Annotated in this window: 23 protein-coding genes; 11 read left to right on the top strand and 12 right to left on the bottom strand. The window is 66.5% G+C overall.

The genetic code is table 11. The annotated features are described in order from the left end of the window. Nucleotides 1–3 precede the first annotated feature (3 nt). The 5 genes from NX773_RS08430 to aptA form a co-directional block, all read right to left on the bottom strand. Complete coding sequence (locus tag NX773_RS08430) at nucleotides 4–1,494, bottom strand: NCS1 family nucleobase:cation symporter-1 (protein WP_258855915.1); 1,491 nt, start codon at nucleotides 1,492–1,494, stop codon at nucleotides 4–6. A 173-nt stretch (nucleotides 1,495–1,667) separates the two neighbouring features. After that, the gene (gene preA, locus NX773_RS08425; protein WP_258855914.1) at nucleotides 1,668–2,957 is read right to left on the bottom strand and encodes an NAD-dependent dihydropyrimidine dehydrogenase subunit PreA; all 1,290 of its coding nucleotides are present in this window, start codon (nucleotides 2,955–2,957) and stop codon (nucleotides 1,668–1,670) included. After that, on the bottom strand, nucleotides 2,945–4,321 hold the full coding sequence (locus tag NX773_RS08420) for an NAD(P)-dependent oxidoreductase (RefSeq protein WP_258855913.1): 1,377 nt from the start codon (nucleotides 4,319–4,321) through the stop codon (nucleotides 2,945–2,947). Before NX773_RS08420 ends, preA begins: the two co-directional genes overlap by 13 nt. Nucleotides 4,322–4,542: 221 nt before the next feature. After that, the gene (locus NX773_RS08415; RefSeq protein WP_258855912.1) at nucleotides 4,543–6,048 is read right to left on the bottom strand and encodes a CoA-acylating methylmalonate-semialdehyde dehydrogenase; all 1,506 of its coding nucleotides are present in this window, start codon (nucleotides 6,046–6,048) and stop codon (nucleotides 4,543–4,545) included. A gap of 11 nt (nucleotides 6,049–6,059) precedes the next feature. Continuing rightward, nucleotides 6,060–7,376 carry an omega-aminotransferase AptA gene (gene aptA / locus NX773_RS08410; protein ID WP_258855911.1) on the bottom strand — a complete coding sequence of 439 codons (1,317 nt, stop codon included), beginning with the start codon at nucleotides 7,374–7,376 and terminating at the stop codon, nucleotides 6,060–6,062. 167 nt (nucleotides 7,377–7,543) lie between these two features. Between aptA and NX773_RS08405 the strand changes: the two genes are divergently transcribed. The 8 genes from NX773_RS08405 (at nucleotide 7,544) to NX773_RS08370 (ending at nucleotide 13,010) form a co-directional block, all read left to right on the top strand. After that, nucleotides 7,544–8,998: an aminotransferase-like domain-containing protein gene (locus tag NX773_RS08405; protein WP_258855910.1), complete on the top strand. Its 1,455-nt coding sequence runs from the start codon at nucleotides 7,544–7,546 to the stop codon at nucleotides 8,996–8,998. A 12-nt stretch (nucleotides 8,999–9,010) separates the two neighbouring features. Next, nucleotides 9,011–9,646, top strand: coding sequence for a TetR family transcriptional regulator C-terminal domain-containing protein (locus NX773_RS08400; RefSeq protein ID WP_258855909.1), 636 nt, complete (start codon nucleotides 9,011–9,013; stop codon nucleotides 9,644–9,646). A gap of 14 nt (nucleotides 9,647–9,660) precedes the next feature. Further along, the gene (locus NX773_RS08395) at nucleotides 9,661–10,230 is read left to right on the top strand and encodes a GNAT family N-acetyltransferase (RefSeq protein ID WP_258855908.1); all 570 of its coding nucleotides are present in this window, start codon (nucleotides 9,661–9,663) and stop codon (nucleotides 10,228–10,230) included. A 101-nt stretch (nucleotides 10,231–10,331) separates the two neighbouring features. Beyond that, complete coding sequence (locus tag NX773_RS08390; RefSeq protein WP_258855907.1) at nucleotides 10,332–10,583, top strand: hypothetical protein; 252 nt, start codon at nucleotides 10,332–10,334, stop codon at nucleotides 10,581–10,583. A gap of 1 nt (nucleotide 10,584) precedes the next feature. Beyond that, nucleotides 10,585–11,475, top strand: a complete 891-nt coding sequence (locus NX773_RS08385) for a sensor histidine kinase (RefSeq protein WP_258855906.1) — start codon at nucleotides 10,585–10,587, stop codon at nucleotides 11,473–11,475. Next, nucleotides 11,472–12,251 (top strand): LytR/AlgR family response regulator transcription factor, encoded by a 780-nt coding sequence (locus NX773_RS08380; protein WP_258855905.1) that lies wholly within the window; start codon nucleotides 11,472–11,474, stop codon nucleotides 12,249–12,251. Before NX773_RS08385 ends, NX773_RS08380 begins: the two co-directional genes overlap by 4 nt. A gap of 64 nt (nucleotides 12,252–12,315) precedes the next feature. Next, nucleotides 12,316–12,705, top strand: a complete 390-nt coding sequence (locus NX773_RS08375; protein WP_258855904.1) for a YybH family protein — start codon at nucleotides 12,316–12,318, stop codon at nucleotides 12,703–12,705. Between the two features lie 68 nt (nucleotides 12,706–12,773). Continuing rightward, nucleotides 12,774–13,010, top strand: a complete 237-nt coding sequence (locus tag NX773_RS08370) for a DUF1272 domain-containing protein (RefSeq protein ID WP_258855903.1) — start codon at nucleotides 12,774–12,776, stop codon at nucleotides 13,008–13,010. A 34-nt stretch (nucleotides 13,011–13,044) separates the two neighbouring features. Here NX773_RS08370 and NX773_RS23520 read toward each other — a convergent pair whose 3' ends face one another. From NX773_RS23520 to xapA, 7 genes are all read right to left on the bottom strand, one after another. Then, nucleotides 13,045–14,922, bottom strand: a complete 1,878-nt coding sequence (locus tag NX773_RS23520) for a methyl-accepting chemotaxis protein (protein ID WP_307728511.1) — start codon at nucleotides 14,920–14,922, stop codon at nucleotides 13,045–13,047. 274 nt (nucleotides 14,923–15,196) lie between these two features. Further along, complete coding sequence (locus tag NX773_RS08355; RefSeq protein WP_258855902.1) at nucleotides 15,197–15,601, bottom strand: cytidine deaminase; 405 nt, start codon at nucleotides 15,599–15,601, stop codon at nucleotides 15,197–15,199. Between the two features lie 13 nt (nucleotides 15,602–15,614). After that, nucleotides 15,615–16,937 carry a thymidine phosphorylase gene (gene deoA, locus NX773_RS08350; protein ID WP_258855901.1) on the bottom strand — a complete coding sequence of 441 codons (1,323 nt, stop codon included), beginning with the start codon at nucleotides 16,935–16,937 and terminating at the stop codon, nucleotides 15,615–15,617. 131 nt (nucleotides 16,938–17,068) lie between these two features. After that, nucleotides 17,069–19,444 carry an aldehyde dehydrogenase family protein gene (locus NX773_RS08345; RefSeq protein ID WP_370662233.1) on the bottom strand — a complete coding sequence of 792 codons (2,376 nt, stop codon included), beginning with the start codon at nucleotides 19,442–19,444 and terminating at the stop codon, nucleotides 17,069–17,071. An 18-nt stretch (nucleotides 19,445–19,462) separates the two neighbouring features. After that, the gene (deoC, locus tag NX773_RS08340; protein WP_258855900.1) at nucleotides 19,463–20,419 is read right to left on the bottom strand and encodes a deoxyribose-phosphate aldolase; all 957 of its coding nucleotides are present in this window, start codon (nucleotides 20,417–20,419) and stop codon (nucleotides 19,463–19,465) included. Next, nucleotides 20,416–21,609 carry a phosphopentomutase gene (locus tag NX773_RS08335; protein WP_258855899.1) on the bottom strand — a complete coding sequence of 398 codons (1,194 nt, stop codon included), beginning with the start codon at nucleotides 21,607–21,609 and terminating at the stop codon, nucleotides 20,416–20,418. The genes deoC and NX773_RS08335 overlap by 4 nt, the downstream gene beginning before the upstream one ends. Nucleotides 21,610–21,628: 19 nt before the next feature. Next, nucleotides 21,629–22,468: a xanthosine phosphorylase gene (gene xapA / locus NX773_RS08330; RefSeq protein WP_258855898.1), complete on the bottom strand. Its 840-nt coding sequence runs from the start codon at nucleotides 22,466–22,468 to the stop codon at nucleotides 21,629–21,631. A 278-nt stretch (nucleotides 22,469–22,746) separates the two neighbouring features. On the opposite strand from xapA, the gene NX773_RS08325 reads away from it, so the two are divergent. Genes NX773_RS08325 through NX773_RS08315 form a run of 3 tightly spaced genes read left to right on the top strand, consistent with a single transcriptional unit; the run spans nucleotide 22,747 to nucleotide 25,716 of the window. Further along, the gene (locus NX773_RS08325; RefSeq protein WP_258855897.1) at nucleotides 22,747–23,856 is read left to right on the top strand and encodes a carbohydrate kinase; all 1,110 of its coding nucleotides are present in this window, start codon (nucleotides 22,747–22,749) and stop codon (nucleotides 23,854–23,856) included. 3 nt (nucleotides 23,857–23,859) lie between these two features. Beyond that, a complete protein-coding gene (locus tag NX773_RS08320) occupies nucleotides 23,860–24,789 on the top strand; it encodes a pseudouridine-5'-phosphate glycosidase (RefSeq protein WP_258855896.1) in 930 nt (309 codons plus the stop codon). 18 nt (nucleotides 24,790–24,807) lie between these two features. After that, nucleotides 24,808–25,716, top strand: a complete 909-nt coding sequence (locus tag NX773_RS08315; RefSeq protein ID WP_258855895.1) for a LysR family transcriptional regulator — start codon at nucleotides 24,808–24,810, stop codon at nucleotides 25,714–25,716. The last annotated feature ends 16 nt before the right edge of the window (nucleotides 25,717–25,732 follow it).

The raw sequence follows: 25,732 nt of genomic DNA, 5'->3' as shown, positions 1-25,732 counted from the left end.
AGGTTAGCGGTTGGACTGCGCGGCGGGCCGCAGCGCCGGCAGCGCGCGTCCCTTCATCATGGCGCCGTAGACAATGGCCGAGATCAGCATGCCGACGAACCACGCATAGGTATAGATCGTCCTGAAGCTCTCGCCCACGTTCGGGAACGACGCCGGGAACGCGTTGTTGAGAAAACCGGGAATGTTGGGCAGCACGCCGGCGACGAAGGCAATGACCGCCGCCAGGTTCCAGCCGCCGCTGTACGCGTAAATGCCGTCTTCGCGGTACATCTGCTCGACATCGAGCTCGGTCTTGCGGATGAAGTAGTAGTCGATAATCAGGATGCCGGCGATCGGCCCGAGCAGCGCCGAATAGCCGATCAGCCAGGTGAAGATGTAGCCCTGCGTCGATTCAAGGATCTTCCAGGGCATCATCACGAGCGCGATGCCGGCCGTGATGTAGCCGCCAGTGCGGTAGCTCACGTATTTGGGAGCGAGCGCGGAAAAGTCGTAGGCCGGGCCGACCAGGTTGGCGGCCAGGTTCACGCTCACGGTATCGATCAGCAGGATCAGGAGCGCGATCAGCACGCCGGCGCCGGTCATGCGGCTGGCCACGTCGACCGGGTCCCAGAGCGCCTTGCCGTACAGGACCACTGTGGCCGAGGTGACGATCACCGCGAGCGCCGCCAACAGGCCCATCGGGACCGGCAGGCCGACGCTCTGGCCGACCACCTGGTCGCGCTGGCTCCTGGCAAAGCGGGTGAAGTCAGGGATGTTCAGCGCCAGCGTGGCCCAGAACCCGACCATGGCGGTGAGCGATGGCCAGAACGTGCTCCAGAACTGGCCAGCCTTCTTGCCGCCTTCGACGAACTGCGACGGCTGCGACAGCAGCGGACCAAAGCCGCCGGCCTTGTTGTACACCCAGCCGAGCAGCACGAAGCAGATTGCGATCTTGAGCGGCGCGGTGTAGGTCTCGAGCTTGCGGATCGATTCCATGCCGTGCACGATGAAGTAGAACTGGATCGCCCAGAACGCGAGGAAGCACAGCAGCTGGCCCAGGTTGATGCCCAGGCCATCGAGCTTGGCGCCGCCGATCTCGTGGCCGCTGAGTACCCCCAGCAGCGTGTAGATCATGCTGCCGCCGAACCAGGTCTGGATGCCGTACCAGCCGCAGGCCACGATCGCGCGCATGAGCGCGGGCAGGCGCGCGCCGGCGGTACCGAACGATGAACGCGCCAGCACCGCGTAGGGAATGCCGTATTTGGTGCCGGCGTGCCCGATCAACAGCATCGGCAGCAGCACGATGGCATTGGCGAGGAACACGGTGAACACGGCCTGCCAGCCCGACATGCCGTTTTCGATCAGGCTCGCCGACAGGGTGTAGGCCGGGATGCACATGACCATGCCGACCCAGAGCGCGGCAAAGTGGTACCAGCGCCAGGTGCGCTGGCTGGCGCTCGTGGGCGCCAGGTCGTCATTCCACAGCTCCGTGCTGCGCGAAACTTCATTAGTCACAGTGATCCTCCCGTCAGGCTTGTATACGATGCAGGGCAGTGTAGCGCAAACGTCCATACGCGGGGACTCCTGCGACGGTGCGGCTGAACAGCTGCTGCCTGGACGCGTGGGCAGAATCTGCCCACCCTACGTACGCGGTGCCGGTAGGGTGGGCAGGTCTCCTGCCCACGCGTTCAAATGGCGTCCGCCTTGCCGACTACCTCCGCCCGTGGGTTGCGCGGGTCCTGCGTCCAGTTCATGTACGGCTTGCCCGTCTCCTGCGGCGTCATGGTGATGCATCCCTCGACCGGGCAGGCGATCTCGCACAGATTGCAACCCACGCATTCGGCCTTGATCACCTCGAAGCGCCGCGCGCCATTCTCGGACAGGAGCGCGATCGCCTGATGCGAAGTGTCCTCGCACGCGGCATAGCACTTGCCGCACTTGATGCACTTGTCCTGGTCGATCTGCGCGACGACCTGGTAATTCATGTCCAGGTACTTCCAGTCGGTGGTGTTGGCGACCGCCTTGCGCGAGAACGCCTCGATGTCGCGGTAGCCCTTCTCGTCCATCCAGCGCGCCAGCCCATCCTTCATCTCCTCGACGATGCGAAAGCCGTGCAGCATGGCGGCCGTGCACACCTGCACCGAGCCCGCGCCCAGCGCGATGAACTCGGCCGCGTCGCGCCAGTTCGAGATGCCGCCGATGCCGGAGATCGGCAGGCGGCGCGTGGCCGGGTCGCGCGCGATCTCGGCCACCATGTTCAGCGCGATCGGCTTGACGGCCGGGCCGCAGTAGCCGCCGTGGGTGCTGGCGTTGCCCACCACCGGGTAGGCCACCATGCGATCCAGGTCCAGGTGGGTGATCGAGTTGACGGTGTTGATGAGTGAAACAGCGTCCGCACCGCCGCGCAGCGCCGCCCGCGCCGGATGCCGCACGTCGGTGATGTTGGGCGTGAGCTTGACGATCACGGGCAAGCGCGTGTGCTTCTTGCACCAGGCGGTCACCATCTCCACGTAATCCGGCACCTGCCCCACCGCCGCGCCCATGCCGCGCTCGGGCATGCCGTGCGGGCAGCCGAAATTGAGCTCGATGCCATCGGCCCCAGTCGCCTCCACCAGCGGCAGGATCGCGGCCCAAGGCGCTTCCTCGCAGGGCAGCATCAGCGACACGACCAGCGCCCGGTCCGGCCAGTCCTTTTTCACCTGCGTGATCTCGCGCAGGTTGATCTCCAGGCTGCGGTCGGTGATCAGTTCGATGTTGTTGAACCCGATGACCTCACGGTTCTTGCCGTGGATGGCCGAGTAGCGCGACGACACGTTCACCGCCGGCGGATCCTCGCCCAGGGTCTTCCACACCACGCCGCCCCACCCGGCTTCGAAGGCGCGCACCACGTTATAGGCCTTGTCGGTGGGCGGCGCGGAAGCCAGCCAGAACGGGTTGGGCGATTTGATCCCGCAGAAATCGATGCTCAGGTCGGCCATGCTGCCTCCGCTTGGGTTTGGATGTCGTTGTGGATCGCAATCGCAGCCAGCTTGCCGTGCTGGACCGCCTGCACGGTCAGGTCCTGGCCCGGCGCCACGCAATCGCCGCCCGCGTACACCCCGGGCAGCGTGGTGCGAAAACTCGCGTCCACGCGGACGCGGTCGCCCTCGCGTTCAAGTTCGCGCGCAATCGGATCGGCAAACGTGGCCTCGTCGGCGGTCTGGCCGATCGCCTTGAACACGGCATCGGCCGCGATCTCGAACGTTTCGCCGGTGCGCACCAGGCGCTCGCCATCCATGCGGGTGCGCTCGAAGCGCATGCCGTGCACGCGGCCGGATTCGTCCAGCAGAATGTCCAGCGGCGCAGCCCAGGTGCGGACCACCACGCCGTTGGCCTTGGCGATATCGATTTCGTGGCCGGTCGCGCTCATCGCTTCCTGGCCGCGGCGGTACACCAGCGTCACTTCCTCGGCGCCGAGCCGTCTGGACTGCACGGCGATGTCGATGGCCGTGTTCCCCGCGCCGATCACCACCGCGCGGCGCGGCACCGGCAGCTTGGACAGGTCCGTGGCCTGGCGCAGCGCGGCGATGTAGTCGATGGCGGCCATCAGGCCGGGCGCATCCTCACCTGTCAGGCCCAGCTTGCGGCTGGCGCCAAGGCCGGTTGCAAGGAACACCGCGTCGTAACGCGCCTGCAGGTCGTGCAGGTGCAGGTTGGAGCCGAGCACGCGGCCGTACTCGATGGCGATGCCGCCGACCTGCAGCAGGAACGCGACCTCGCGCTGGGCGAAGTCGTCGGTGAGCTTGTACCTGGCGATGCCATATTCGTTCAGTCCGCCCGGCTTTTCGCGCGCCTCGTACACCACCACGTCGTTGCCGAGCATCGCCAGCCGGTGCGCGCACGACAGGCCGGCGGGGCCGGCGCCGACCACGGCGATCGTCTTGCCGGTGGATGGGGCGCGCTGGAACGGGTGGCCGTCGAAGTGCGCATGATCGAGCGCGTAGCGCTGCAGCAGGCCGATTCTGACCGGCTGCGCTTCGGCGTCGTGGTTGCGCACGCACGCCTGCTCGCACAGGATCTCGGTCGGGCACACGCGCGCGCAGCTGCCGCCCAGGATGTTCTGCTTGAGGATGCCGTAGGCGGCGCCGTTGACGTTCTGGTCGTGGATGTTGCGGATGAAGCTGGCCACGTCGATGCCGGTCGGGCAGGCGTTCATGCACGGCGCGTCGTAGCAGTACAGGCAGCGCGCAGCTTCGATGGCGGCCTGGCGGGCGCTGAGCGGCGGCGCCAGGTCGGTGAACTGGCTGGCCAGGGCGGCGTGCGAATCGGCTGCCGGGGGCAGGTGCTGGAGAGACTCGATCATGTGCATCCCTTCGGTTATGCGTTATCGGTGCTGCTGCCAACTGCGGTTTGCTTCTGGTGCTTTAACTACTCCAACAGTAAAACCGTCGTCCCCGCGCAGGCGGGGACCCATAGACCGCGTGAATGCACGCTCAGCATGGGTCCCCGCCTGCGCGGGGACGACGTGCTGAAGCTAACGATTTCGAACAGATACGCTGCGGGCCTGTTCGCAGCGCCAACCGATCACTTCATCTGCGGGAACGCGAACTCCACCCCGCTGCTCGCGGTGTTCGGCCAGCGCTGCATCACCGCCTTGTGGCGGGTGTAGAAGCGCACGCCTTCCGGCCCGTAGGCATGGTGGTCGCCGAACAGGCTCTTCTTCCAGCCGCCAAAGCTGTTGAATGCCATCGGCACCGGCAGCGGCACGTTCACGCCCACCATGCCCACCTGTACCTGGCGCACGAACTCGCGCGCCACGCCGCCGTCGCGGGTGAACACCGCCACCCCGTTGCCGTACTCGTTCGCGTTGATGAGTTCCAGCGCGCTGCCCACATCCGGCATGCGCACCACGCACAGCACCGGGCCAAAGATCTCTTCCTTGTAGATGCTCATCTGCGGCGTCACATGGTCGAACAGCGTGCCGCCGACAAAGAACCCGTTCTCGCGGCCCGCCACCTTGTAGCCGCGGCCGTCCACCACGAGTTTGGCCCCCTGCTCCACGCCCTCGCCGATCAGCCGTTCGATGCGCTGCTTGGCCGCGGCGGTGACCACCGGCCCCATCTCGGCGCCCTGTTCCATACCGTCGTTGATCTTGAGCGCGGCGGTGCGCTTGGCCAGCGCGTCCACCAGTTTATCGCCGGCGTCGCCGATGGCCACGGCCACCGAAATGGCCATGCAGCGCTCGCCCGCCGAGCCGTAGGCCGCGCCGATCAGCGCGTCCACCGCCATGTCCATGTCGGCATCGGGCATCACCACCATGTGATTCTTGGCGCCGCCCAGCGCCTGCACGCGCTTGCCGCCCGCGCTGCCGCGCGCGTAGATGTACTGCGCGATCGGGGTCGAGCCGACAAAGCTCACCGCCTCCACGTCCGGGTGGTCGAGCAGCGCGTCCACCGCCACCTTGTCGCCCTGGACCACGTTGAAGACGCCGTCGGGCAGCCCTGCTTCCTTCAGGAGCTTCGCATGCAGCAGCGAAGCCGACGGGTCGCGCTCGGAGGGCTTGAGCACGAAGGTGTTCCCGCAAGCGAGGGCCACCGGGAACATCCACATCGGCACCATCACCGGGAAGTTGAAGGGCGTGATGCCGGCGACGACGCCAAGCGGCTGACGCATCGACCAGGCATCGATGCCGCGCGCGATCTGGTCGGTGAACTCGCCCTTGAGCAGCTGCGGAATGCCGACCGCGAATTCGACCACCTCGATGCCGCGCGCCACTTCGCCCTGCGCGTCGCTGAAGGTCTTTCCGTGCTCGCGCGTGACCATGGCCGCGAATTCGTCCACATGCTGCTGGCACAGCTGCAGGTACTTGAAGAGCACGCGGGCACGTGCCAGCGGCGGCGTGGCGGCCCATGCCGGGAAGGCAGCGGCGGCGGCAGCGACGGCCGCATCCACTTCGGCGGTCGTGGCCAGCGCCACGCGCGCGCAGGGTTCGCCCACGGCGGGATTGAAGACCTCGGCATAGCGGCCGCCGGTGGTGTCGACCGCGCGCCCGTTGATGTAATGCGTGATGGTGGTATCCAGTTCGATCATGTGACGCTTTCTTAGTCCAGGTTCTTGAGTACGTTGGTGAGCTTGCCGAACAATTCGTCGATGTGCTGCTTTTCCAGCACCAGCGGCGGCGACAGCGCGATGATGTCGCCCGTCACGCGGATCAGGATACCGTCCGCGAACGCCTTCTTGAACGCATTGTAGGCCCGCGCGCCCGGCTTGCCCGCAATCGGCTCGAGCTCGATGCCGGCCACGATGCCGACCGAACGGATGTCGATCACATGCGGCAGGCCGCGCAGCGCGTGCACCGCGTCCTCCCAGTACGGCTGCATGCTCTTGGCGTGCTCGAGAATCTTCTGCTCCTTGAACACTTCCAGCGTGGCGAGCGACGCGGCACACGCAACCGGATGGCCCGAGTAGGTGTAACCGTGGAACAGCTCGATGCCGGGTGGCGCTTCCATGAACGCGTCGTGCAGAAACTGCTTGGTGAACACCGCACCCATCGGGATGGTGCCGTTGGTCAGCCCCTTGGCGGTGGTGATCATGTCCGGCTCGACCCCGAAATAGTCGGCCGCGAATGGCGTGGTCAGGCGCCCGAAGCCGGTGATGACTTCGTCGAAAATGAGCAGGATGCCGTATTTGTCGCAGATCTCGCGCATGCGCTTGAGATAACCCTTGGGCGGCACCAGCACGCCGGTGGAACCGGACACCGGCTCGATGATGACGGCGGCGATGGTCGAGGCGTCGTGCAGCGCGACGATGCGCTCCAGCTCGTCCGCCAGCTCCGCGCCGAACTCCGGCTCGCCACGCGAGAACGCGTTCCTGGCCAGGTTGTGCGTGTGCGGCAGGTGGTCCACGCCCGGCAGCAGCGGGCCGAAGCTCTTGCGGTTGGAGCCGATGCCGCCGACCGACAGGCCGCCGAAGCCGACGCCGTGGTAGCCGCGCTCGCGCCCGATCAGCCGCGTGCGCCCGCCCTCGCCGCGCGCCTTGTGGTAGGCCAGCGCGATCTTGAGCGCGGTATCGACCGACTCGGAACCGGAGTTGGTGTAGAAGACGTGGCCGAATTTGTGGCCGGTGTACTCCATCAGCCGGTCCGCCAGGTCGAACGCGGCCGGGTGCCCCATCTGGAAGGTCGGCGCGAAGTCGAGCTGGCCGACCATCTCGCGCACCGCCGCCACGATTTTTGGCTGGGCGTGGCCGCAGGGCACGCACCACAGGCCGGCGGTGCCGTCGAGCACCTGATTGCCGTCCACGTCCTTGTAGTACATCCCTTCTGCCGACACCAGCAGCCGCGGGTTTTGCTTGAAGTCGCGGTTATTGGTAAAGGGCATCCAAAACGACGACATCGACTCGGGTCTGGATTCGTTCATGCGGCGTCTCCCATGTTAGTTTCGCCTAATTTTTGTCCATTCGGCAAAACGTTAATGTAATAATAATCAGCAGTACAATGGCGGCACAGATACACAACCGGCAAAAGCGCCCAACCGTATTGGTAACACAAACTGTACAGTTGCGGGCACAGGCAGCGGAGCGGCGGATGGATGAATCGGCATCGACTGGGGAACTTCCATGCGACAAGAGCGTGTCGGCGTGGCCGGTGCTGGCGATCGATCGCAGCAAGCGCGGCAGCCTGGTCGAGCAGATCGTGGCAGCCATCTCGCAGATGGTAAACCAGCGCGCGCTGCGGGTTGGCACAAAGATGCCATCGGTTCGACAATTCGCAAAAAGTAACGGGGTGAGCACCTTCACGGTGGTCGAATCGTACGACCGCCTGCTGCACCTGGGCCTGCTCACCTCGCGCCGCGGCTCCGGTTTTTTCGTCGCACGTCCAGCCGCCACGCCCAGCCAGCAGCCGATCGAGCCTGCCGCCAGCGTGGTCGATGCGCTCGCTCCCGAACTGTACTCCGGCCAGTCCGACCTGCTGCCGGTAGGCGCCGGCTGGCTGCCGCCGGAATGGTATGGCGAATCGACGCTGATCGACGCGGTGCGCCACGCGATGAAGATCCCGGCCGGACGCCTGCGCGGCTACGGCCACCCGCTCGGCCTGCCCGCGCTGCGCCAGCAGATTGCCAGCACCCTTTCGGCCGAGCTGTTCGCGCTCGGGCCCGACCAGGTCCTGCTCACCCATGGCGGCACGCACGCGTTCGACCTGGTGCTGCGCACCCTCACCCGTCCCGGCGACACGGTGCTGGTCGAGGAGCCCGGCTACAGCAACCTGCACGCGCTGGTGCGCCACCACGGCTGCATTGCGGTCGGCATCCCGCGCGGGGACGCGGGCCTGGACTTCGACGTGCTGGCGCGCCAGGCCGCGGCCACCCAACCCAAGCTCATGTTCGTGAACACGGTGCTGCAAAACCCGCTTGGCACCTCGCTCACGCAGGCACAGGCGCACCGCCTGCTCGCGCTGGCCGAGCAGTTCGATTTCTGGCTGGTGGAAGACGACATCTACCGCGAGCTGGCCGCCCCCGGCGAAGCCTCGCTGGCAGCGATGGACGGACTGCGCCGCGTGATCCGCGTCGGCAGCTTTTCCAAGACGCTGTCGCCGCTCCTGCGCGTGGGCTCGATCTGCGCCTCGCGTTCGCTGGTGCCCGAACTGCTGCGCGTGAAGATGCTGGCCGGGCTCACCACGTCCGAAATCAACGAGCGCGTGGTGTGCGACGCGGTGTCGGCACGCGCCTACCGCCGCACGGTGGCGCGGCTGGTGCAGCAGCTCGACGGCGCGCGCCAGCAGGCGTTGGACGCGCTGCGCGAGGCTGGTCTTGCGCCGGTGGCCACGCCGCGCGGTGGCATGTTCGTCAGCGCCCGCCTGGCCGGTGAACCGGATGCGCAGCGCAACGGCCGCAGCATCGCCGCGCAGGCGCTCAAGGCCGGCATCCAGCTCGCGCCCGGCGAATTCTTCACGCTTGGCCAGCCCGATTCGGTCTGGTTCCGCTTCAACGTCGCGTATGCAGCCGATCCGGGGCTGCTGCGCTTCCTGCATTCGATCGATTGAGAGGACTAGCTGATGGAACCCATTGAAGGCGGCAGGCGGCGGCACGCGGGGCGCGACCGGGTGGAGGCGAGCATCGTGGCCGCCGCGGTCAGGATCTTCGCCGAATGCGGTTACGAAGGCGCGGCGGTGGCCGCCATCGCCGAAGCGGCGGGGCTGTCCAAGCAAAACCTGATGTACTACTTCCCGACCAAGCAAGCGCTCTACCAGCGCGTGCTGGACGACGTGCTGGACGACTGGCTGGCGCGCATGGAGAGCCTGGCCGACCCGGATGGCGAGCCGGCCGACGTGCTGCGCGCCTACGTCAAGGCCAAGCTGCGCTTCTCGCGCGAGCAGCCGGGCGCCTCGCGCGTGTACGCGATGGAGGTGATCGGCGGGGCCAAGCTGTACGGCGAGCAGATCCGACAGCGCGTGGTGCCGCTGGTGCGGCGCGATATCGACGTGTTCGAGCGCTGGATCGCACAAGGGCGCATCGCACCGGTGGACGCCACCCACCTGCTGTTTTCGATCTGGGCCATGACCCAGTCCTACGCCGACTTCGCCGCGCAGATGTCGCTGGTGCTCGGCCGCGGCGAACTGGCGCACGAGGATTTCGAGCGCGCCGAAGAACTGATCACCCACATGGTCACACGCGCGATCGCCGTGGCCTGAACCGAAACAAGACAATGCCCAACCTGACACCCACCGTTCTTTCCACCGCCCGCCTGCGGCTGCGCTGGATGATTGAAGCCGATGCACCCGCCCATTTCGCCGTCTTCTCCGATCCCGAAGTCACGCGCTTCTGGAGCAGCGGCCCGTGGACCGACATGCAGCAGGCCGTCGACGCGATCGGCCGCGAGCTTGCCGCCTACCGCGACGGCAGCGCCGTGCGCTTTGCGGTGGAACTGGCCGACCAGCCCGGGCTGATCGGCACCGTGTCGCTGCACCGGTTCGTGGACCAGAGCCGGCGTTGCGAAATCGGCTATGCATTCGGTCGCGAACACTGGAACAAAGGCTACGCGGCCGAGGCGGCCAAAGCCGTGCTCGACTACGGCTTTCGCGTGCTCGACCTGAACCGCGTCGAAGCGGACATCGACCCGCGCAACCTGGCCTCGGCACGCGTTCTGGAACGTCTGGGCTTTCGCAAGGAGGGTTTTCTGCCCGAACGCTGGATCGTGCAGGGCGAACCGGCCGACACGCTGTACTACGGCCTGCTGCGCCGGTATTGGGACGCGCTGCCATTCGTCGGTTCCTGATACCGGCTGAACCCGGATATGCGCAATTCATCGGATCACGATGGCGGCAGCGGCGCCGCTGGCCTAAAGTGGCACCATCTCCACTGAAGCATGGAACTGCCGTGAAACCTGCAAATTTTTCAACCCTGCTCGACGACCTGCGTGACGCCTGCCTGATGCTGCTGGCCGCGTTTGCACGCGCGGCCAAGCAGATTGCCGCCCTGCCCTGGCCGGCGCTGTTGGCCTGCGCCTTCCTGTTCGCCTTCGCGCTGACCCTGGTGCCGCTGGCGCTGTTCCTGTTCGTCGTGTTCCTCGCGATCAAACTGGTGGTCACCGTCATCGTGGTGGACAAGCAGCGCCGCCGGAGGAACTGACGTGCAAGCCAGCCAGTTCAATCATCTGCTCGATTTCGTGCGCGCCGCGGTGGAGGAAGCGAAGAAGCTGTGGTGGCTGTTCTTCGACTGGGTCGCCGTGGTCGAATGGCGGCAGCTCGTCATCACTTGGTTCCTTGCCTTCATGGCCCTCGGGATGCTGCACACTCCGGAACCGGCGGTCTGGTACTTGATGATCTCGTTCGGCGTCAAGGTGCTCGCCGGCGGCAAGCGCCGCGCCGAACTGATGGCCCGCGAAGCGACGGTCAAGGCCGACGTCGCCAACCTTGAACGGCGCCTGACCGAAGCGCAGATGGCTGCGCTGCAGGCGCAGATCGAGCCGCACTTCCTGTTCAACACGCTGGCCCTGATCGGGCAGCTGATCGAGACCGACCCGCCCGAGGCGGCCCGCGTGCACCAGCACCTGATCGACTACCTGCGCTCGACCCTGCCGCAGATGCGCGCCGGCGGCAAGAGCACGCTGGGCAAGCAGGTCGAGCTGTCGCGCGCCTACCTGGCCATCATGCAGGCGCGGATGAAGGAGCGCCTGGCGGTGCGGGTGGAAGTGCCCTCGTTCCTCGACAGCGCGCCGTTCCCGCCGATGATGCTGCAGACGCTGATCGAGAACTCGATCAAGCACGGCCTGGAGCCGAAGATCGAAGGCGGCACCGTCGTCATCCAGGCCCATGTGGAAGGCGCGACGCTGCACGTGGACGTGTGCGACGATGGCGTGGGCATCGACCTGCACGCCGACGACGGCGTGGGCCTGACCAACATTCGCGAGCGCCTGCAGCTGCTGTACGGCAGCCAGGCCGAGCTCGTAATCACCATGCCGCCCGCCGGCGGCGCGTGCGCCTCGGTGCGCATACCCTACAAGATGATGGAGGACGCATGACAACGCCAACCGGCCGCCGGGCCACCGCGCTGATCGCCGACGACGAGGAACCGATGCGCACCCAACTGCGCACGCGCCTGGCGGCCGTGTGGCCCGATCTTGAGATCGTGGCCGAGGCGGCCAACGGCGTGGACGCGGTGGCGCTGGCAAAGCAGCACAAGCCGGACATCGCCTTTCTCGATATCCGCATGCCCGGCATGGGCGGCATCGAGGCCGCGCGAGAGCTGTACAGCAGCTGCCACATCGTGTTCGTCACCGCCTACGACCAGTATGCGGTGACCGCCTTCGAGCAAGGCGCGATGGACTACCTGCTCAAGCCGGCCTCGCCCGAGCGCCTGGCCCGCACCTGCGAACGCCTGCAGCAACGCCTGGCCAAGGCGCCACAGGACATCGGCGCCCAGCTGGCCCAGCTCACTGCCGCGCTCAAGGACGGCGGCAGTTCCAGGCCAAATTACCTGCGCTGGATCCAGGCCCAGGTGGGCGGCAGCCTGCGCATGGTCAGCACCAAGGAAGTGCTGTTCTTTCAGTCGGACGAAAAGTACACCCGGGTGCAGACCGCCACCGCCGAGCTGTTGATCCGCAAGACGCTCAAGGAACTGGCGGACGAGCTCGACCCCGACGAATTCTGGCGCATCCACCGCTCCACGCTGGTGCGGGTCGATGCCATCGCGTCGGTCTCGCGCGACCTGCGCGGGCGCCAGATGCTCAAGGTGCGCAACTATCCCGGCGAGCTGGAAGTGAGCCGCAATCACGCCCACCTGTTCCAGCAGATGTAATTCAAGGCCGCGTTCGCGCACTTGCGGTAGGATTGTCTATCGACTTGAGAACAACGGAGAACGCATGAACAAGGACGAGCAGGAAATCCGCAACCTCATCGAAACCTGGCTGCGCGCCACGCGCGAAGGCGACATCGACACCGTGCTTGGGCTGATGGAGCCTGACGTGGTCTTTTTGGTGCCAGGCCAGCCGCCGATGGTCGGGCGCGAGGCGTTTGCCGACGCGTTGCGTGCCGTGGTGGGCAAGCATGCGGTCGAGTCGAGCAGCGACATCGACGAAATCGCGGTTTTTGGCGACGTGGCGTACTGCCGCACGCGGCTGAGAATCACGGTCAGGGCCAAGCACGACGGATTGCCGATGCTGCGCGCAGGCCATACGCTGTCGATCATGCGGCGCGGCGCAGACGGCAAGTGGCGGCTGTCGCGCGACGCGAACATGGTGGTGCCCGCCTAGACGGGCGCGCAGCAAGGGCGCGCTCGCTCGGGTATGATCGGCGGCTCATCCACTGACCGTGACAAGCCATGCTCGACCTGCGCCCCAACTGCGAGTGCTGCGACCGCGACATCGCCCCCGATTCGCGCGACGCATTCATCTGCACCTTCGAGTGCACCTTCTGCCGCGATTGCGTGGAAGGTGTGCTCAAGCATACCTGCCCCAACTGCGGCGGCGAGCTGGTGCGCAGGCCGGTACGCAGCCCCGAGATGCTGCTCAAGTACCCGGCGCGCACGGAGCGCACGCCCGTCAAGCGGCGCCACTGAGGCGCGGCACGGCGAACGTTGCGTCAACCGAGGTTCAGGCAGCTCGCAGCGCCGGCCGCAGCCGCGGCGCCGATGCGGAACCGCCTGCCGCAACGTTCCGCGCGGAGAGCGTGAACACACCCATCGAGCGCACCAGCGACTGGGCCTGCTCATTGAGGCTGGCCGCCGCGGCCGCCGCTTCCTCCACGAGGGTGGCGTTTTGCTGGGTCGCTTCGTCCAGGTGGGTGAGCGTGTCGTTGATCTGGTGGATACCGGCCGATTGCTCGCCGGATGCCGTCACGATCTCGCCCACGACAGCGGACACCTGGCCAATGCTGGCGACAACGTCCTGCATCAGGGCGCCGGCTTGTTCGACGAGGCGGTTACCCGTTTCGACCCGCCCCACGCTTTCGTCGATGAGTTGCTTGATCTCTTTGGCGGCGCCCGCGCTGCGCTGGGCGAGCGTGCGCACCTCGGCGGCAACCACCGCGAATCCGCGCCCCTGTTCGCCCGCGCGCGCCGCCTCGACGGCAGCGTTGAGCGCCAGGATATTGGTCTGGAACGCGATCCCATCGATGACGCCGATGATGTCGGCCACCCGGCTCGCGCTGTCGTGGATCGCTCCCATCGTCTGCACCACGTCCGTCACCACCTGCCCGCCTTTGAGCGCGATGTCCGATGCATCCGCGGCGAGCGCGTTGGCCCGCTGGGCGCTATCGGCGTTCTGCGCGACCGTGGCGGTCATTTCTTCCATCGCGCTGGCCGTTTGTTCCAGGCTGGCTGCCTGCGCTTCGGTGCGCGCCGCCAGGTTGGCGTTGCCGCCAGCGATATCACTCGTTGCGGCGCCGATGGTATCGACGCTATGGCGCACTTCCCCCACCATGCGCCGGAGGTTGCCGTTCATCTTTGCCAGCGCGTGCAGCAGGCGCGCCGTCTCATTGCGCCCCTTGACGTCGAATTGGGTCGTGAGGTCGCCCGAGGCGACACGTTCGGCGATCTCCACCGCGTTGCCAAGCGGCCGGGTCACCGAGCGCGCAATCAGGAACATCAGTGCGCCGCCCAGCGCCACCATGGCCGCGAGCGCGACCAGCATCAGCACGGCCTGCCGCTTCCGGGAATCGATCTTCTGGCCGAGAAGCTGGTCGAACTGGGCGATGGCGGCGTCGGTGAACGCGTACTGGACATCGATGGCAGCGGTCACCTGCCGCACGTAGTCCTGTCCGGAGTACGCCAGCGTTTCGGGCTTGACGATTTGCCCGGTCGCCAGTTGCATGGCCTCGTTGGCGCGCGCAGACAGGTCCTGCAGCGGACCCACCAGCTTTTCCTTGATGGCCGGGTTGGCGTGGGCCGACTTGTCAAACTCGCGTATCGTCTGGTTCAGCCGGTCGCTGGCGCGGGCGACGATCGACGACAAGGCCAGCCGCTCCTCTGCGCTGGCTGACCTGGCGGCCAGCAGGCCGGCACCCTTGGCGCGCATCTTGCCAAGCTCCTCCGACAAATAGGGCAGATTGTAGTAAGCGGTCTGCACCAGCTGGTAAGTATCCAGGTCGGGATCCAGGTTCAGGCCGAAATGGTCGGCAATCTCGTCCTCCGCCGTGAGCAGCTTGGAAATGAGCGCGGTATGCGCCGCGAAGCTGTCGGGCACAGAGATCGACCTGGCTGCAAGGCGCTCGCGCAGGCTGTCCCAATCCTTGCGCGCTGCCGTCCACGCGACCGTGATCGCCGCATCGTTGATTTCGCGGACCTGGCCATCCAGCGCCAGGTAAAGCTGGTCGATCTGGCGTTGCTTTTCCTCACGCTGGCGCGTGGCCTCCGGGACGCCGCCCAGCACCAGTGCGGCCAGCCCGCGATGCTGCTGGGTGGCCTGCACCGCCCTGAGCACCGTGGCAAGCGGTTGCCGCGCGCTCGACTCCATCGCGAACGCGTCGATCATCTGCGCGGAACCGCGCAAATAAAGTGTCGATGGAATGAGCGCCAGGATGATTCCAACGGCACTCAGGACAGCAAATTTTTGCCAAAGCAGCAAGCGATCGAGGAAGGACGTGAGCATGTGGTTGCGGTTCGGAAGGGGGTAGCGGACGTGACCAACATATCCGCCATACAAAATGCATGTTTAAGATAATCAATCCCTTGTTTTTGGGCAATGATTATTTGCGTGATCTGGCGCAAAATTCGATTTGCACTGCCCCTTCCGCCACACCAAGCTGCTACTTCTGCAGGTCCCACCCGCCAAATGCATTCGGCAACTGCCCTGCGGCGGTGGTCTCCATCACTTCGCCCTTGAGGTTGGTGAGCACCACGGGCAGATCGTTCCCACCCAGCTCCAGCGTCACCTGGCGGCAGGCGCCGCATGGTGCGATCGGACCGTCGGTATCGCCGATTACGGCAAGGGCGGTGAAGTCACCCGGCTGGTAGCCGTGCGCGATCGCGCTGAAGAAAGCGGTGCGCTCGGCGCAGTTGCACAAGCCGTAGGATGCATTCTCGACGTTACAACCGCGGAAGACCCGGCCGTCCTTGCACTCCAGCGCAGCGCCCACCTTGAATTTCGAGTACGGGACATAGGCCAGTTCGCGCGCCGCGCGTGCCTCGTCGATCAGTTTTTCGTATTTCATGTGGTGTGCCTTTTTATCGACGAATCGTCCGGTAAATCATCGGCTCCGCAGCCGGCTGTTGAGCCGCGATGCGATACGCGCCCTGCACCTGGCGCACCGCCTGCTGCGCCGCCTGTTCGGTGCGCGCGTGGACGAAGGCCAGCGGCTGGCCGGCCTCCACCTTCTGGCCCAGTTCCACAAGGTCGGTAAGGCCGACCGCAAAGTCGATCGGGTCCTGCGGGCGGGTACGCCCACCGCCAAGGCTGACCACGGCCAGGCCCAGCTCGCGGCAGTTGGTGGCTGCCGCAAAACCCGATTCCAGCGCCGGCACCGGCACCACCACCGGCGCCTTGTCGAGGTAGGCGTCGGGGCGCTCCATCAGGTCGGCCGGGCCGCCCAGCGCCGCGACCATGCGTGCAAAACGCTCGGCCGCCGCGCCCGAATCCAGGGCCGCTTGCAGTTTCGCGTTTGCCGCGCCGTGGTCCTTGCAGATGCTTGACAGGACCAGCATCTCGGCGCACAGCGCCATGGTCACCTCGTGCAGTCGCGCCGGCCGCGAGACGCCGGTCAGGTAGTCCAGCGCCAGCCGCACTTCCAGCGCATTGCCGGCCACGGGGCACAGCGACTCATTCATCCCGGTCAGCACAGCCGAAGTGCGCGTGCCCGCGCCGTTGCCGACGCTGACGATGCTCTCGGCCAGCGCCACCGATTTCTCATAGGTCGGCATGAAGGCGCCGCTGCCCACCTTCACGTCCATGACGAGCGCGTCCAGCCCCGCCGACAGCTTCTTTGACAGGATGGAGCCGGTGATCATGGCGATCGATTCAACGGTCGCGGTGGTGTCGCGGATGCTGTAGAAGCGCTTGTCGCTTGGGGCCAGTTGCGCGGTCTGGCCGATGATCGCCACGCCCACCTCGCGCACGACCTTGCGGAACAGCTCCGGCTCGGGCACGGTGCAGTAGCCGGGGATCGAATCGAACTTGTCGAGCGTGCCGCCGGTGTGGCCCAGGCCGCGGCCCGAGATCATGGGCACGAAGCCGCCGCAGGCCGCGATCATCGGCCCGAGCATCAGCGAGACCACGTCGCCCACGCCGCCGGTGGAGTGCTTGTCCAGCACCGGACCCGGCAGGTTCAGCGACTTCCACTCCATCACCTGGCCGGAATCGCGCATCGCCAGCGTAAAGGCCACACGCTCGTCCATGTTCATGTCGTTGAAGTACACCGCCATGGCCAGCGCGGCGATCTGGCCTTCGGTGACGCTGTTGTCGGTGATCCCGCGCACGAAGAAGCCGATCTCCTCGGCCGTCAAGGCGCCGCCGTCACGCTTTTTGCGGATGATCTCTTGGGGTAGAAACATAGTTGGGTCCGTTTCTTTTGTTAGCTCTAAAACGTTGTTCCCGCGAAGGCGGGAACCCATGCTGAGCGTGCAATCACGCGTTCTATGGGTTCCCGCCTTCGCGGGAACGACGTGCATCTGTTACTGGTGGCTTAAACGCCGTACGGAATCCAGACGTTCTTCACCTGGGTCGCGTGGTACAGCACCGCGCGGCCGCAGGCCTGCTGGGCGTTGAACCAGTCGCGGCCCTTGCCGCCGCCGGTCCAGGTACGCTTGAGCGACTCGGCCGACAAACGTTCCACTTCGGCGCAACCCTCGGCCGAACCGTCGTGGCGCCACACGGCATCCACGTCGAAGTGCGACGCCAGCGTGCGCGCCAGCTCGTCGGCGCTGCCGGTGACGATGTTCAGCGCACCGCCCGGCAGGTCCGAGGTGTCCAGCACCTGGTACAGGTCGGTGGCCGACAGCGGCGCCACCTGCGACGGCACCGCCACGACGCGGTTGCCCATCGCCAGCGCCGGCGCCACCAGCGAAATAAAGCCCAGCAGCGGGTTCTCGTTCGGGCAGATGATGCCGATCACGCCCACCGGTTCGTTCAGCGCCACGGTAATGCCGTGCATCGGCGGCTGGTGCGCCAGGCCGTCGTACTTGTCGGCCCACGCAGCCCAGTAGAACAGGCGCTCGATCGATGCCTGCACCTCGCGCTCGGCGTTCTTGGCACCGGTTTGCGCCGCGATGCGGGCGGTGAATTCGGCGCCGCGCGCGGCCAGGTTCTCGGCGATGTAGTACAGCACCTGCGCGCGCAGGTGCGCGGTCGCCTTGGCCCAGCCGGATGCCTTGTGCGCCGCTTCCACGGCGTTGCGGATGTCCTTGCGGTTGCCCTCTCCCACGTCGGCCAGGAACTCGCCGTTGGCGCCCATGATCGCGCGGCTGTAGCCGCTGTCCGGGCGCGCCTGCTTGCCGCCGATGTAGAGCTTGGCGGTGCGGTCGATCTCGAACGGGTTATCCTCGATCGGCTTGACCTTGCCCTTGTCCGCTACCATCGGCGCAGCCGGGCGCGTGTCTTCCGCCACCGGGGTCAGGTACTCGTACATGCCTTCCTTGCCGCCTTCGCGGCCAAAGCCCGATTCCTTGTAGCCGCCGAAGCCGCAGGCCGCGTCGAACTGGTTGGCGGTGTTGATCCACACCACGCCGGCCTTGAGCTGCGGCGCCACGTCCAGCGCCAGGCTGATCGACTCGGACCACACGCAGGCCGCCAGGCCGTACACGGTGTTGTTCGCCAGCTGCACCGCTTCCCCCGGGGTGCGGAAGCTCATCGCCACCAGCACCGGGCCGAAGATCTCGGTCTGCGACACGGTGGCCGTGGTCGAGGCGCCGGTGATCAGGGTCGGCAGGTACCACGAGCCCGCGGTGGGTGCCTCGCACGCCGGCTGCCACACTTCGCAGCCTTCGGCGCGGGCCGATTCCACCAGGCCGTGAATGCGCTGCTGCTGCACCGGGTCCACCAGCGCGCCGATGTCGTTCGACTTGTCCAGCGGCGAACCCACACGCAGGTTCTGCATGCGCGCCTTGACCTTGTCGATGAAGCGCTCGTACACCGACTCCTGCACCAAAAGGCGCGAGCCGGCGCAGCACACCTGGCCCTGGTTGAACCAGATCGAATCGACCAGTCCTTCGACCGCGGCGTCCAGGTCGGCGTTGTCGAACACGATGAACGGCGACTTGCCGCCCAGTTCCAGCGACAGCTTCTTGCCGCTGCCCGCGGTCGCCTTGCGGATGATGCGACCCACTTCGGTCGAGCCGGTGAAGGCCAGCTTGTCGATGCCCGGATGGTTGACGATCGCCTCGCCCACGCGGCCGTCGCCGGTGACGACGTTGACCACGCCCGGCGGCACGCCGGCCTGCTTGCAGATCTCGGCAAACAGCAGCGCGGTCAGCGAGGTGAATTCGGCCGGCTTGAAGACGATGGTGTTGCCGGCGGCGAGCGCGGGCGCGATTTTCCAGGCCAGCATCAGCAGCGGGAAGTTCCACGGCACGATCTGGCCGACCACGCCCACGGCGCGGTAGTCGGCGAATTCCTCGTACTGCAGGCGCGCCCAGCCGGCGTGGTGGTAGAAGTGGCGGCTTGCTAACGGCAGGTCGGCGTCGCGCGTTTCGCGGATGGTCTTGCCGTTGTCCAGCGTCTCGAGCACGGCGAACAGGCGCGAGTGCTTTTGCAGCAGGCGCGCGATCGCGTACAGGATCTTGGCGCGGCCGTTGCCGCCCATGGCCGCCCAGCCGGGCTGCGCACGGCGCGCAGCAGCCACCGCGCGTTCGACGTCGTCGCTGGTGGCCTGCGTCACCTGCGCCAGCTCGCTGCCGTCGGCCGGGTTAAACGAGGGGAAGGTGTCGGCCGCTTCGGTCCACGCGTTGTCGATGAAAAGGCCAAAACGGCGTCCATGCTGGTCCAGCCACGCGTTCGCTTCTTTGGTGCTTTCGGGTGCGGGGCCGTAGTCCATAGTTTGGAGGATCTCTTGAATAGTTGGCATGACGTGTCCGTTCTGTTTTTATGGTTGCGCGTGGCGGTGGGCTGCCGAGTAGCTGCCGGTCACGTAGTGTTCGAGCTGGCGCTCGATGTCGGTCAGCAGGCTCGATGCGCCGATGCGGAACAGGTGCGGCTGCAGCCACTCGTTGCCCAGCTCTTCCTTCATCACGGTCAGGTACTGCAGCGCGGCCTTGGCGGTCGAGACGCCGCCGGCCGGCTTGTAGCCGACCATGAAGCCGGTGCGCTCGTAGTATTCGCGAATCGCGCGCACCATCACCAGCGACACCGGAATGGTGGCGTTCACGCCTTCCTTGCCGGTGGAGGTCTTGATGAAGTCGGCGCCGGCCATCATGCACACCCACGATGCCTTGGCCACGTTTTCCAGCGTGACCAGGTCGCCGGTGGCGAGGATCGCCTTCACGTGCGCATCGCCGCAGGCCTGGCGGTAGGCCACCATCTCGTCGTACAGCGCCTGCCAGTTGCCGGTCAAAACGTGCTGGCGGGTGATGACGATGTCGATCTCGCTCGCGCCCGCGGCCACCGACAGCTCAATCTCGCGGATCTTGGTTTCGAGCGAGGACAGGCCCGCCGGGAACGCGGTCGACACGGCGGCGATCGGCAGGCGGCCCTGCAGGACGTGCGCGGCCGGCTTGATCATCTCGTGGTACACGCACACGGCGCCGGTGGTCAGCTCGGTCAGGCCCAGCGCTGCCATCAGGTCTGAACGCAGCGGGCGCATCGCCTTGCGGCACAGGCGCTCGACGCGGCCCGGCGTGTCGTCGCCCGACAGCGAGGTCAGGTCGATGCACTGGATCGCGCGCACCAGCCACGCGGCCTGGTACTCCTTCTTGACCGTGCGGCGCGCGGCCAGGCTGGCGGCGCGGCGGTCGGCGGCGTTGCGGTTGACCTTCAGGCTGTTCACCCAGCCCAGGTCCAGGCCAACGGCCGTGTTACGTTTGAAATCCAGGTTCTGGGTCATAGCAGCGGGGTTCCGTTCGAAAGGGGTTTGACGCCAAGGTGCTTGGCCAGCGTGGCGCCGATGTCGGAAAAAGTGTCGGCCGTGGGCAGCGCGCGCGGTGCGACGCCGGGGCCGAAGAACAGCACCGGGATGTGCTCGCGGGTGTGGTCCGAACCAGTCCAGCTCGGGTCGCAGCCGTGATCGGCGGTGATGACGGCGATGTCGCCATCCTTCATTTTGGCCATGAACTCGGGCAGGCGCGCATCCAGTTCGTGCAGCGCGTTCGCGTAGCCCGCCAGGTCGCGGCGGTGGCCGAACATCATGTCGAAATCGACGAAGTTCACGAAGGTGAGCGAATGGTCCGGCGCGCTGTCGGCCGCTTCCACCAGGCGGTCGAACAGGGCCATGTTGTCCGGCCCCTTGACCAGTTTGGTCACACCCTGCGCCGCGAAGATGTCGCTGATCTTGCCCAGCGCGATCACGTCGCCGCCGGCATCCTTCACATGGTCCAGCAGCGTGGGGGAAGGCGGCGGCACGGCGTAGTCGTGGCGGTTGGCGGTGCGCTTGTAGTCGCCATTGGCGCCCACGAACGGGCGCGCGATCACGCGGCCGATGTTGTACGGCTTGACCAGTTCGTAGGCGATCTCGCACACCTCGTACAGGCGCGCGAGGCCAAAGTGCTCTTCGTGCGCCGCGATCTGCAGCACCGAGTCGGCTGAGGTGTACAGGATTGGCTTAGCCGTCGCCACATGCTCGTCACCGAGCTCGTTGATGATGGTGGTGCCCGAGGCGTGGCAGTTGCCCAGGAAGCCAGGCAGCTTGGCCAGTTCCTGCAGCTTTTCGGTCAGCTCCTTGGGGAACGACGGCACGGTCCTGGGGAAGTAGCCCCAGTCGAACAGCACCGGCACGCCGGCGATCTCCCAGTGGCCGCTTTGCGTGTCCTTGCCGGTGGACTGTTCGCGCGCCACGCCGTACGCGCCGGTAAAGCCGTCGCGCTGGTGAAAGCCCGCTGCCCACTCGCCGCAGGCCTGCCGGGCGGCGGCGGCAAGGCCGAGTTTTTCAAGGTTCGGCAGCGACATCGGCTTGCCTTCTTGCGCAGCCCATGCGGCGATGTGGCCGAAGGTATTGGCGCCTGCGTCGCCGTATTTGTCCGCGTCGGGCAGCGCGCCCAGGCCGAACGAATCGAGCAGGAGGATGAATGCGCGGGACATGGTGTGCTCGTTGGTTGTGTTAAGCGCTGCGCGGCATGCCGGCAAGGCGCTCGAGGAAGGCCGGGATCAGCGCGACGAGGTCGCGCGCGCCGATGGCGGCGTATTTCAGGGTCTGCTCGTGCGAGAGCTGGAACGGCGACATGCCCTCGCCCAGGTTGGTGATGACCGACACGCCGGCCACCTTCAGGCCGCAATGGCGCGCGGCGACGACTTCCGGCACCGTGGACATGCCGACGATGTCAGCGCCCAGCGTCTTGAAGGCGCGGATTTCGGCGGCGGTCTCGAAATTCGGGCCGGCGCAGCAGAAGTACACCCCTTCGTGCAGCTTGATGCCTTTTTCCTTCGCCGTGGCCTTCACCAGCTCGCGCAGCTCGGCGTCGTAGGCGTTGGACATGCTGAAGAAGCGCGGGCCGAAACGCTCGTCGTTGGGGCCGGCCATCGGGCTGCCCGGCAGGCCGTTGATGTGATCGCTGATGGCGACCAGGCTGCCCGCGTCCACCTCGGTACGCAGCGAGCCGGCGGCGTTGGTCACGAACAGCATCTCGCAGCCGAGCAGCTTCAGGGTGCGCACGGCGGAGATCATCACGCCCGGGCCGTAGCCTTCATAAAAGTGGCCGCGGCCCTTCATGCATGCCACCGGCACGCCCGCCAGGGTGCCCAGCACCAGTTCGCCCGCGTGGCCGTGCACGGTGCTGATCGGGAAACCGGGCAGCTCGGTGAAGCTGATCGACACCGCGTCGGTCATCTGCTCGGCCAGCACGCCAAGGCCGGAACCGAGGATCAGCGCCACGCGCGGCGTGAAGCCCGGTTTGCGGGCGCGAATAATGTCGGCGGCTTCAAAAGGGGTGTTGCTGAGCATTGAGGTTTTCCTTCTTGTCGGTATGAGGAGGCGTGTCGGGCTGGAGGACGGCGTCGGATGCGAATGTCCGCAGCGGCGTGCGGATGCCGATAGGCCAGAAAATTATTATAACTATGCATGAGGGTGGATTCGTATGGCAAATACCATTTTTGTTCCCGATTTATATCGCGATAGAATAAATTCAAACGCCTGTTTTGTTGGACCCCGGACACAATGCCTTTGACGCGCCTCAAACTTTTGTTTAGCATTCACAACAATTGTTGAGATCCTCCGATCCCGTGACCGACACATCCAAAAAGGACCGGCTCTTCGAGCTGATCCGGACCAACCCCTTCATCTCCCAGCAGGAGCTGGCCGACCAGCTGCACCTGTCGCGCTCGGCCGTCGCCGGCCACATTGCAGCGCTGATCCGCGAACGCCGCCTGCTCGGCCGCGCCTATGTGCTGCCGGAGCGCCGCGCCATCGTCTGCATCGGCGCCGCCAACCTCGACCGCAAGCTGCGTACCGTGGCCAAGCTGGTGCCGGCCACCTCCAACCCGGCCAGCCAGAACGAATCCTTCGGCGGCGTGGCGCGCAACGTGGCAGAGAACCTGGCGCGCCTGGGCGCCGCAGTCGGCCTGATCACAGCCGTCGGCAACGACACGGCAGGCGCCGCCCTGACGGCCCACGCCGACCAGGTTGGCATCGACACGCGCGGGGTAGCAAGGCTCGCGGACGCGGCGACCGGCACCTACACGGCCGTGCTCGACCACGATGGCGAAATGGCCGTGGCGCTGGCCGACATGGCGCTGTACGACCGGCTGACGCCCGAGGTGATCGCCGCGCGCCAGCCGCAGCGCGCCAACGCGGCCCTGCTGGTGGCGGACCTGAACCTGCCGCGCGAGACCGTGGCGCTGGTGGCGGCGGACGCGCAGCGCGACAACGTGCCGCTGGTGGTGGTCGCCGTGTCTGAACCGAAGATGGACCGCCTGCCCGCCGACCTGCGCGGCGTGCGCCTCCTGATCCTGAACGCTGGCGAACTGGCGGTGCGGGTGGGCCGCGCGCTCGCCACCGAAGAAGACTTTGCCGCCGCCTGCCGCGAAGTGCAGCAACAGGGCGCGCGCGACCTCGTCGTCACGCGCGGCGCGCAAGGCGTGCTGTTCACCAGCGGCGACGGCCTTACCCGCCTGCCCGCGCCCGCGACCGCCATCGTCGACGTGACCGGCGCCGGCGACGCGTTCGCAGCCGCGGTATGCTGGTCGCTGCAGCAGGACGGCGACGACCTGCGGCTTGCCTGCCAGCGCGGCCTGCGCCTGTCCGCGCTCACGCTCGCATCAAAGCAAACCGTCTGCCCGCAGCTGTCGCCGGCAATGCTGGGCGAGCTGCCAACCGACTCCAACCAGGACTGATCCATGCACCCTTACCTTCTCCTCTCGCCTGAAGTAGCCGCCGCCCGCGCCGCCGGCAAACCGATCGTGGCGCTGGAATCGACGATCATTTCGCACGGCATGCCCTACCCGCAGAACGTGCAGACCGCGCGCGAAGTCGAACAGGTGATCCGCGACGCCGGCGCCGTGCCGGCGACCATTGCGCTCATCAAGGGGCGCATCTGCATCGGCCTGTCGGAAGAGCAGCTTGAACTGCTCGGGTCTTCCAGCGACGCCATCAAGGTGAGCCGGCGCGACCTGCCCTACGTGCTGGCCCAGAAGAAGCTCGGCGCGACCACCGTGGCCGCGACCATGATCTGCGCCGAGCTGGCCGGCATCCAGGTGTTTGTCACCGGCGGCATCGGCGGCGTGCATCGCGGCGCGGAAAAAAGCTTCGACATCTCGGCCGACCTGCAGGAGCTGGCGCACACGAACGTGGCGGTGGTGTGCGCGGGCGTCAAGTCGATCCTGGACATCGGCCTGACGCTGGAATACCTCGAGACCCACGGCGTGCCAGTGGTGAGCGTCGGCCAGCCGGGCTTTCCGGCCTTCTTTACGCGCGAGAGCGGATTCAAGGCAGACTTCCAGATCGACAGCGCGCCTGAGCAGGCCAGCTTCATCCGCACCAAATGGGCGTTGGGCCTGAAAGGTGGCGTGGTGGTGGCCAACCCGGTGCCCGAAGAGGCGGCAATGCCGAAGATGGAGATCGACCGCATCACCGACCAGGCACTGCTCGAGGCGGACCAGCAGGGCGTGACCGGCAAGGCGATCACCCCCTTCCTGCTCGACCGGATCAAGCAGCTCACCGGCGGGCGCTCGCTGGCGACCAACATTGCGCTGGTCAAGCACAACGCGCTGGTCGGCGCGCGCCTGGCGGTGGCGCTGCATGGTGCGCCCGTGCTGGCGAACGCCTGACCCAAAGGAAGCCGCGCCATGTCAATCGACCTGAAACAGCTCAAGTACTTCCTCGCGGTGGCCGAAGAGAAGAGCTTCAGCCGCGCGGCCGAGCGCCTGCACATCTCGCAGCCGCCGCTCTCGCAGCAGATCCAGAAACTGGAGAACGAACTGGGCGTGCGCCTGTTCGCGCGCACCACGCGCAGCTTCGAGCTGACGGCGGCCGGCAAGGCGCTGATGACGGAGGCGGCGGACCTGCTGGCGCGCATGCGCATGACCATCGACACCGTGCGCCAGATCGACCGTGGCGAAGTGGGCCGGCTGCGTGTGGGCATCGTGGGCTCCGCGATGTGGGGACCGATCCCGAAACTGCTCGAGGAATTCCAGACACGTTTCCCGCGCGTGAGCTGGACCCTGCACGAACTGGGGCCGAACGACCAGTTCGAGGCACTGCGCGCCAAACAGATCGACGTGGGGTTCTGGCGTGAGCCACGCATCGACGCGGACAGCCTGAAGCAATCGAACCTGAAGCAGGAGCTGGGCTTTCGCGAGAGTGTTTGCGTGGCGCTGAACCAGAACCACCCTCTCGCAACGCGGCCGCACGTAGAGCTGACCGACCTGGCCGGCGAACCGATGCTCACGCTTTCGCTGGACCGGGCGCCGGACGCGCGCTACCAGATCCAGTGCTGCGTCGATGCCGGCTTTGAACCGGTGATCTTCCAGGAGGTGACCGAACCGCAGACGGTGCTGGCAATGGTGGGCGCAGGGCTGGGCTGGGCGATGATGCCCGAGACGACCGCGCGCGTGGTCTGGCCCGGCGTGACCTTCGTGCCGATCAAGACCAACCCGCCCTCGGCCAATTTGTACATCACCTACCCGACCCAGGGTGACGCCCCGGTGGTACGGGCGTTCCTGAAAATCCTCGACGTGGGGGGCGGCCAGCCGTAGCGCGCACGGGCGGCGA

The sequence above is a fragment of the Massilia solisilvae genome (assembly GCF_024753215.1).
Classification (GTDB): domain Bacteria; phylum Pseudomonadota; class Gammaproteobacteria; order Burkholderiales; family Burkholderiaceae_D; genus Telluria; species Telluria solisilvae.
This window is presented reverse-complemented; position numbering and strand designations above follow the sequence as displayed.

What these genes read in the sequence shown, in the direction of transcription:
- preA (WP_258855914.1), bottom strand. Translation starts at nt 2,957, where the DNA reads ATGGCCGACCTGAGCATCGATTTCTGCGGGATCAAATCGCCCAACCCG.
- aptA (WP_258855911.1), bottom strand. Translation starts at nt 7,376, where the DNA reads ATGAACGAATCCAGACCCGAGTCGATGTCGTCGTTTTGGATGCCCTTT.
- NX773_RS08415 (WP_258855912.1), bottom strand. Translation starts at nt 6,048, where the DNA reads ATGATCGAACTGGATACCACCATCACGCATTACATCAACGGGCGCGCG.
- NX773_RS08380 (WP_258855905.1), top strand. Translation starts at nt 11,472, where the DNA reads ATGACAACGCCAACCGGCCGCCGGGCCACCGCGCTGATCGCCGACGAC.
- NX773_RS23520 (WP_307728511.1), bottom strand. Translation starts at nt 14,922, where the DNA reads ATGATCGACGCGTTCGCGATGGAGTCGAGCGCGCGGCAACCGCTTGCC.
- NX773_RS08420 (WP_258855913.1), bottom strand. Translation starts at nt 4,321, where the DNA reads ATGATCGAGTCTCTCCAGCACCTGCCCCCGGCAGCCGATTCGCACGCC.
- NX773_RS08395 (WP_258855908.1), top strand. Translation starts at nt 9,661, where the DNA reads ATGCCCAACCTGACACCCACCGTTCTTTCCACCGCCCGCCTGCGGCTG.
- NX773_RS08315 (WP_258855895.1), top strand. Translation starts at nt 24,808, where the DNA reads ATGTCAATCGACCTGAAACAGCTCAAGTACTTCCTCGCGGTGGCCGAA.
- NX773_RS08355 (WP_258855902.1), bottom strand. Translation starts at nt 15,601, where the DNA reads ATGAAATACGAAAAACTGATCGACGAGGCACGCGCGGCGCGCGAACTG.
- NX773_RS08400 (WP_258855909.1), top strand. Translation starts at nt 9,011, where the DNA reads ATGGAACCCATTGAAGGCGGCAGGCGGCGGCACGCGGGGCGCGACCGG.
- deoA (WP_258855901.1), bottom strand. Translation starts at nt 16,937, where the DNA reads ATGTTTCTACCCCAAGAGATCATCCGCAAAAAGCGTGACGGCGGCGCC.
- xapA (WP_258855898.1), bottom strand. Translation starts at nt 22,468, where the DNA reads ATGCTCAGCAACACCCCTTTTGAAGCCGCCGACATTATTCGCGCCCGC.
- deoC (WP_258855900.1), bottom strand. Translation starts at nt 20,419, where the DNA reads ATGACCCAGAACCTGGATTTCAAACGTAACACGGCCGTTGGCCTGGAC.
- NX773_RS08335 (WP_258855899.1), bottom strand. Translation starts at nt 21,609, where the DNA reads ATGTCCCGCGCATTCATCCTCCTGCTCGATTCGTTCGGCCTGGGCGCG.
- NX773_RS08320 (WP_258855896.1), top strand. Translation starts at nt 23,860, where the DNA reads ATGCACCCTTACCTTCTCCTCTCGCCTGAAGTAGCCGCCGCCCGCGCC.
- NX773_RS08405 (WP_258855910.1), top strand. Translation starts at nt 7,544, where the DNA reads ATGGATGAATCGGCATCGACTGGGGAACTTCCATGCGACAAGAGCGTG.
- NX773_RS08375 (WP_258855904.1), top strand. Translation starts at nt 12,316, where the DNA reads ATGAACAAGGACGAGCAGGAAATCCGCAACCTCATCGAAACCTGGCTG.
- NX773_RS08370 (WP_258855903.1), top strand. Translation starts at nt 12,774, where the DNA reads ATGCTCGACCTGCGCCCCAACTGCGAGTGCTGCGACCGCGACATCGCC.
- NX773_RS08345 (WP_370662233.1), bottom strand. Translation starts at nt 19,444, where the DNA reads ATGCCAACTATTCAAGAGATCCTCCAAACTATGGACTACGGCCCCGCA.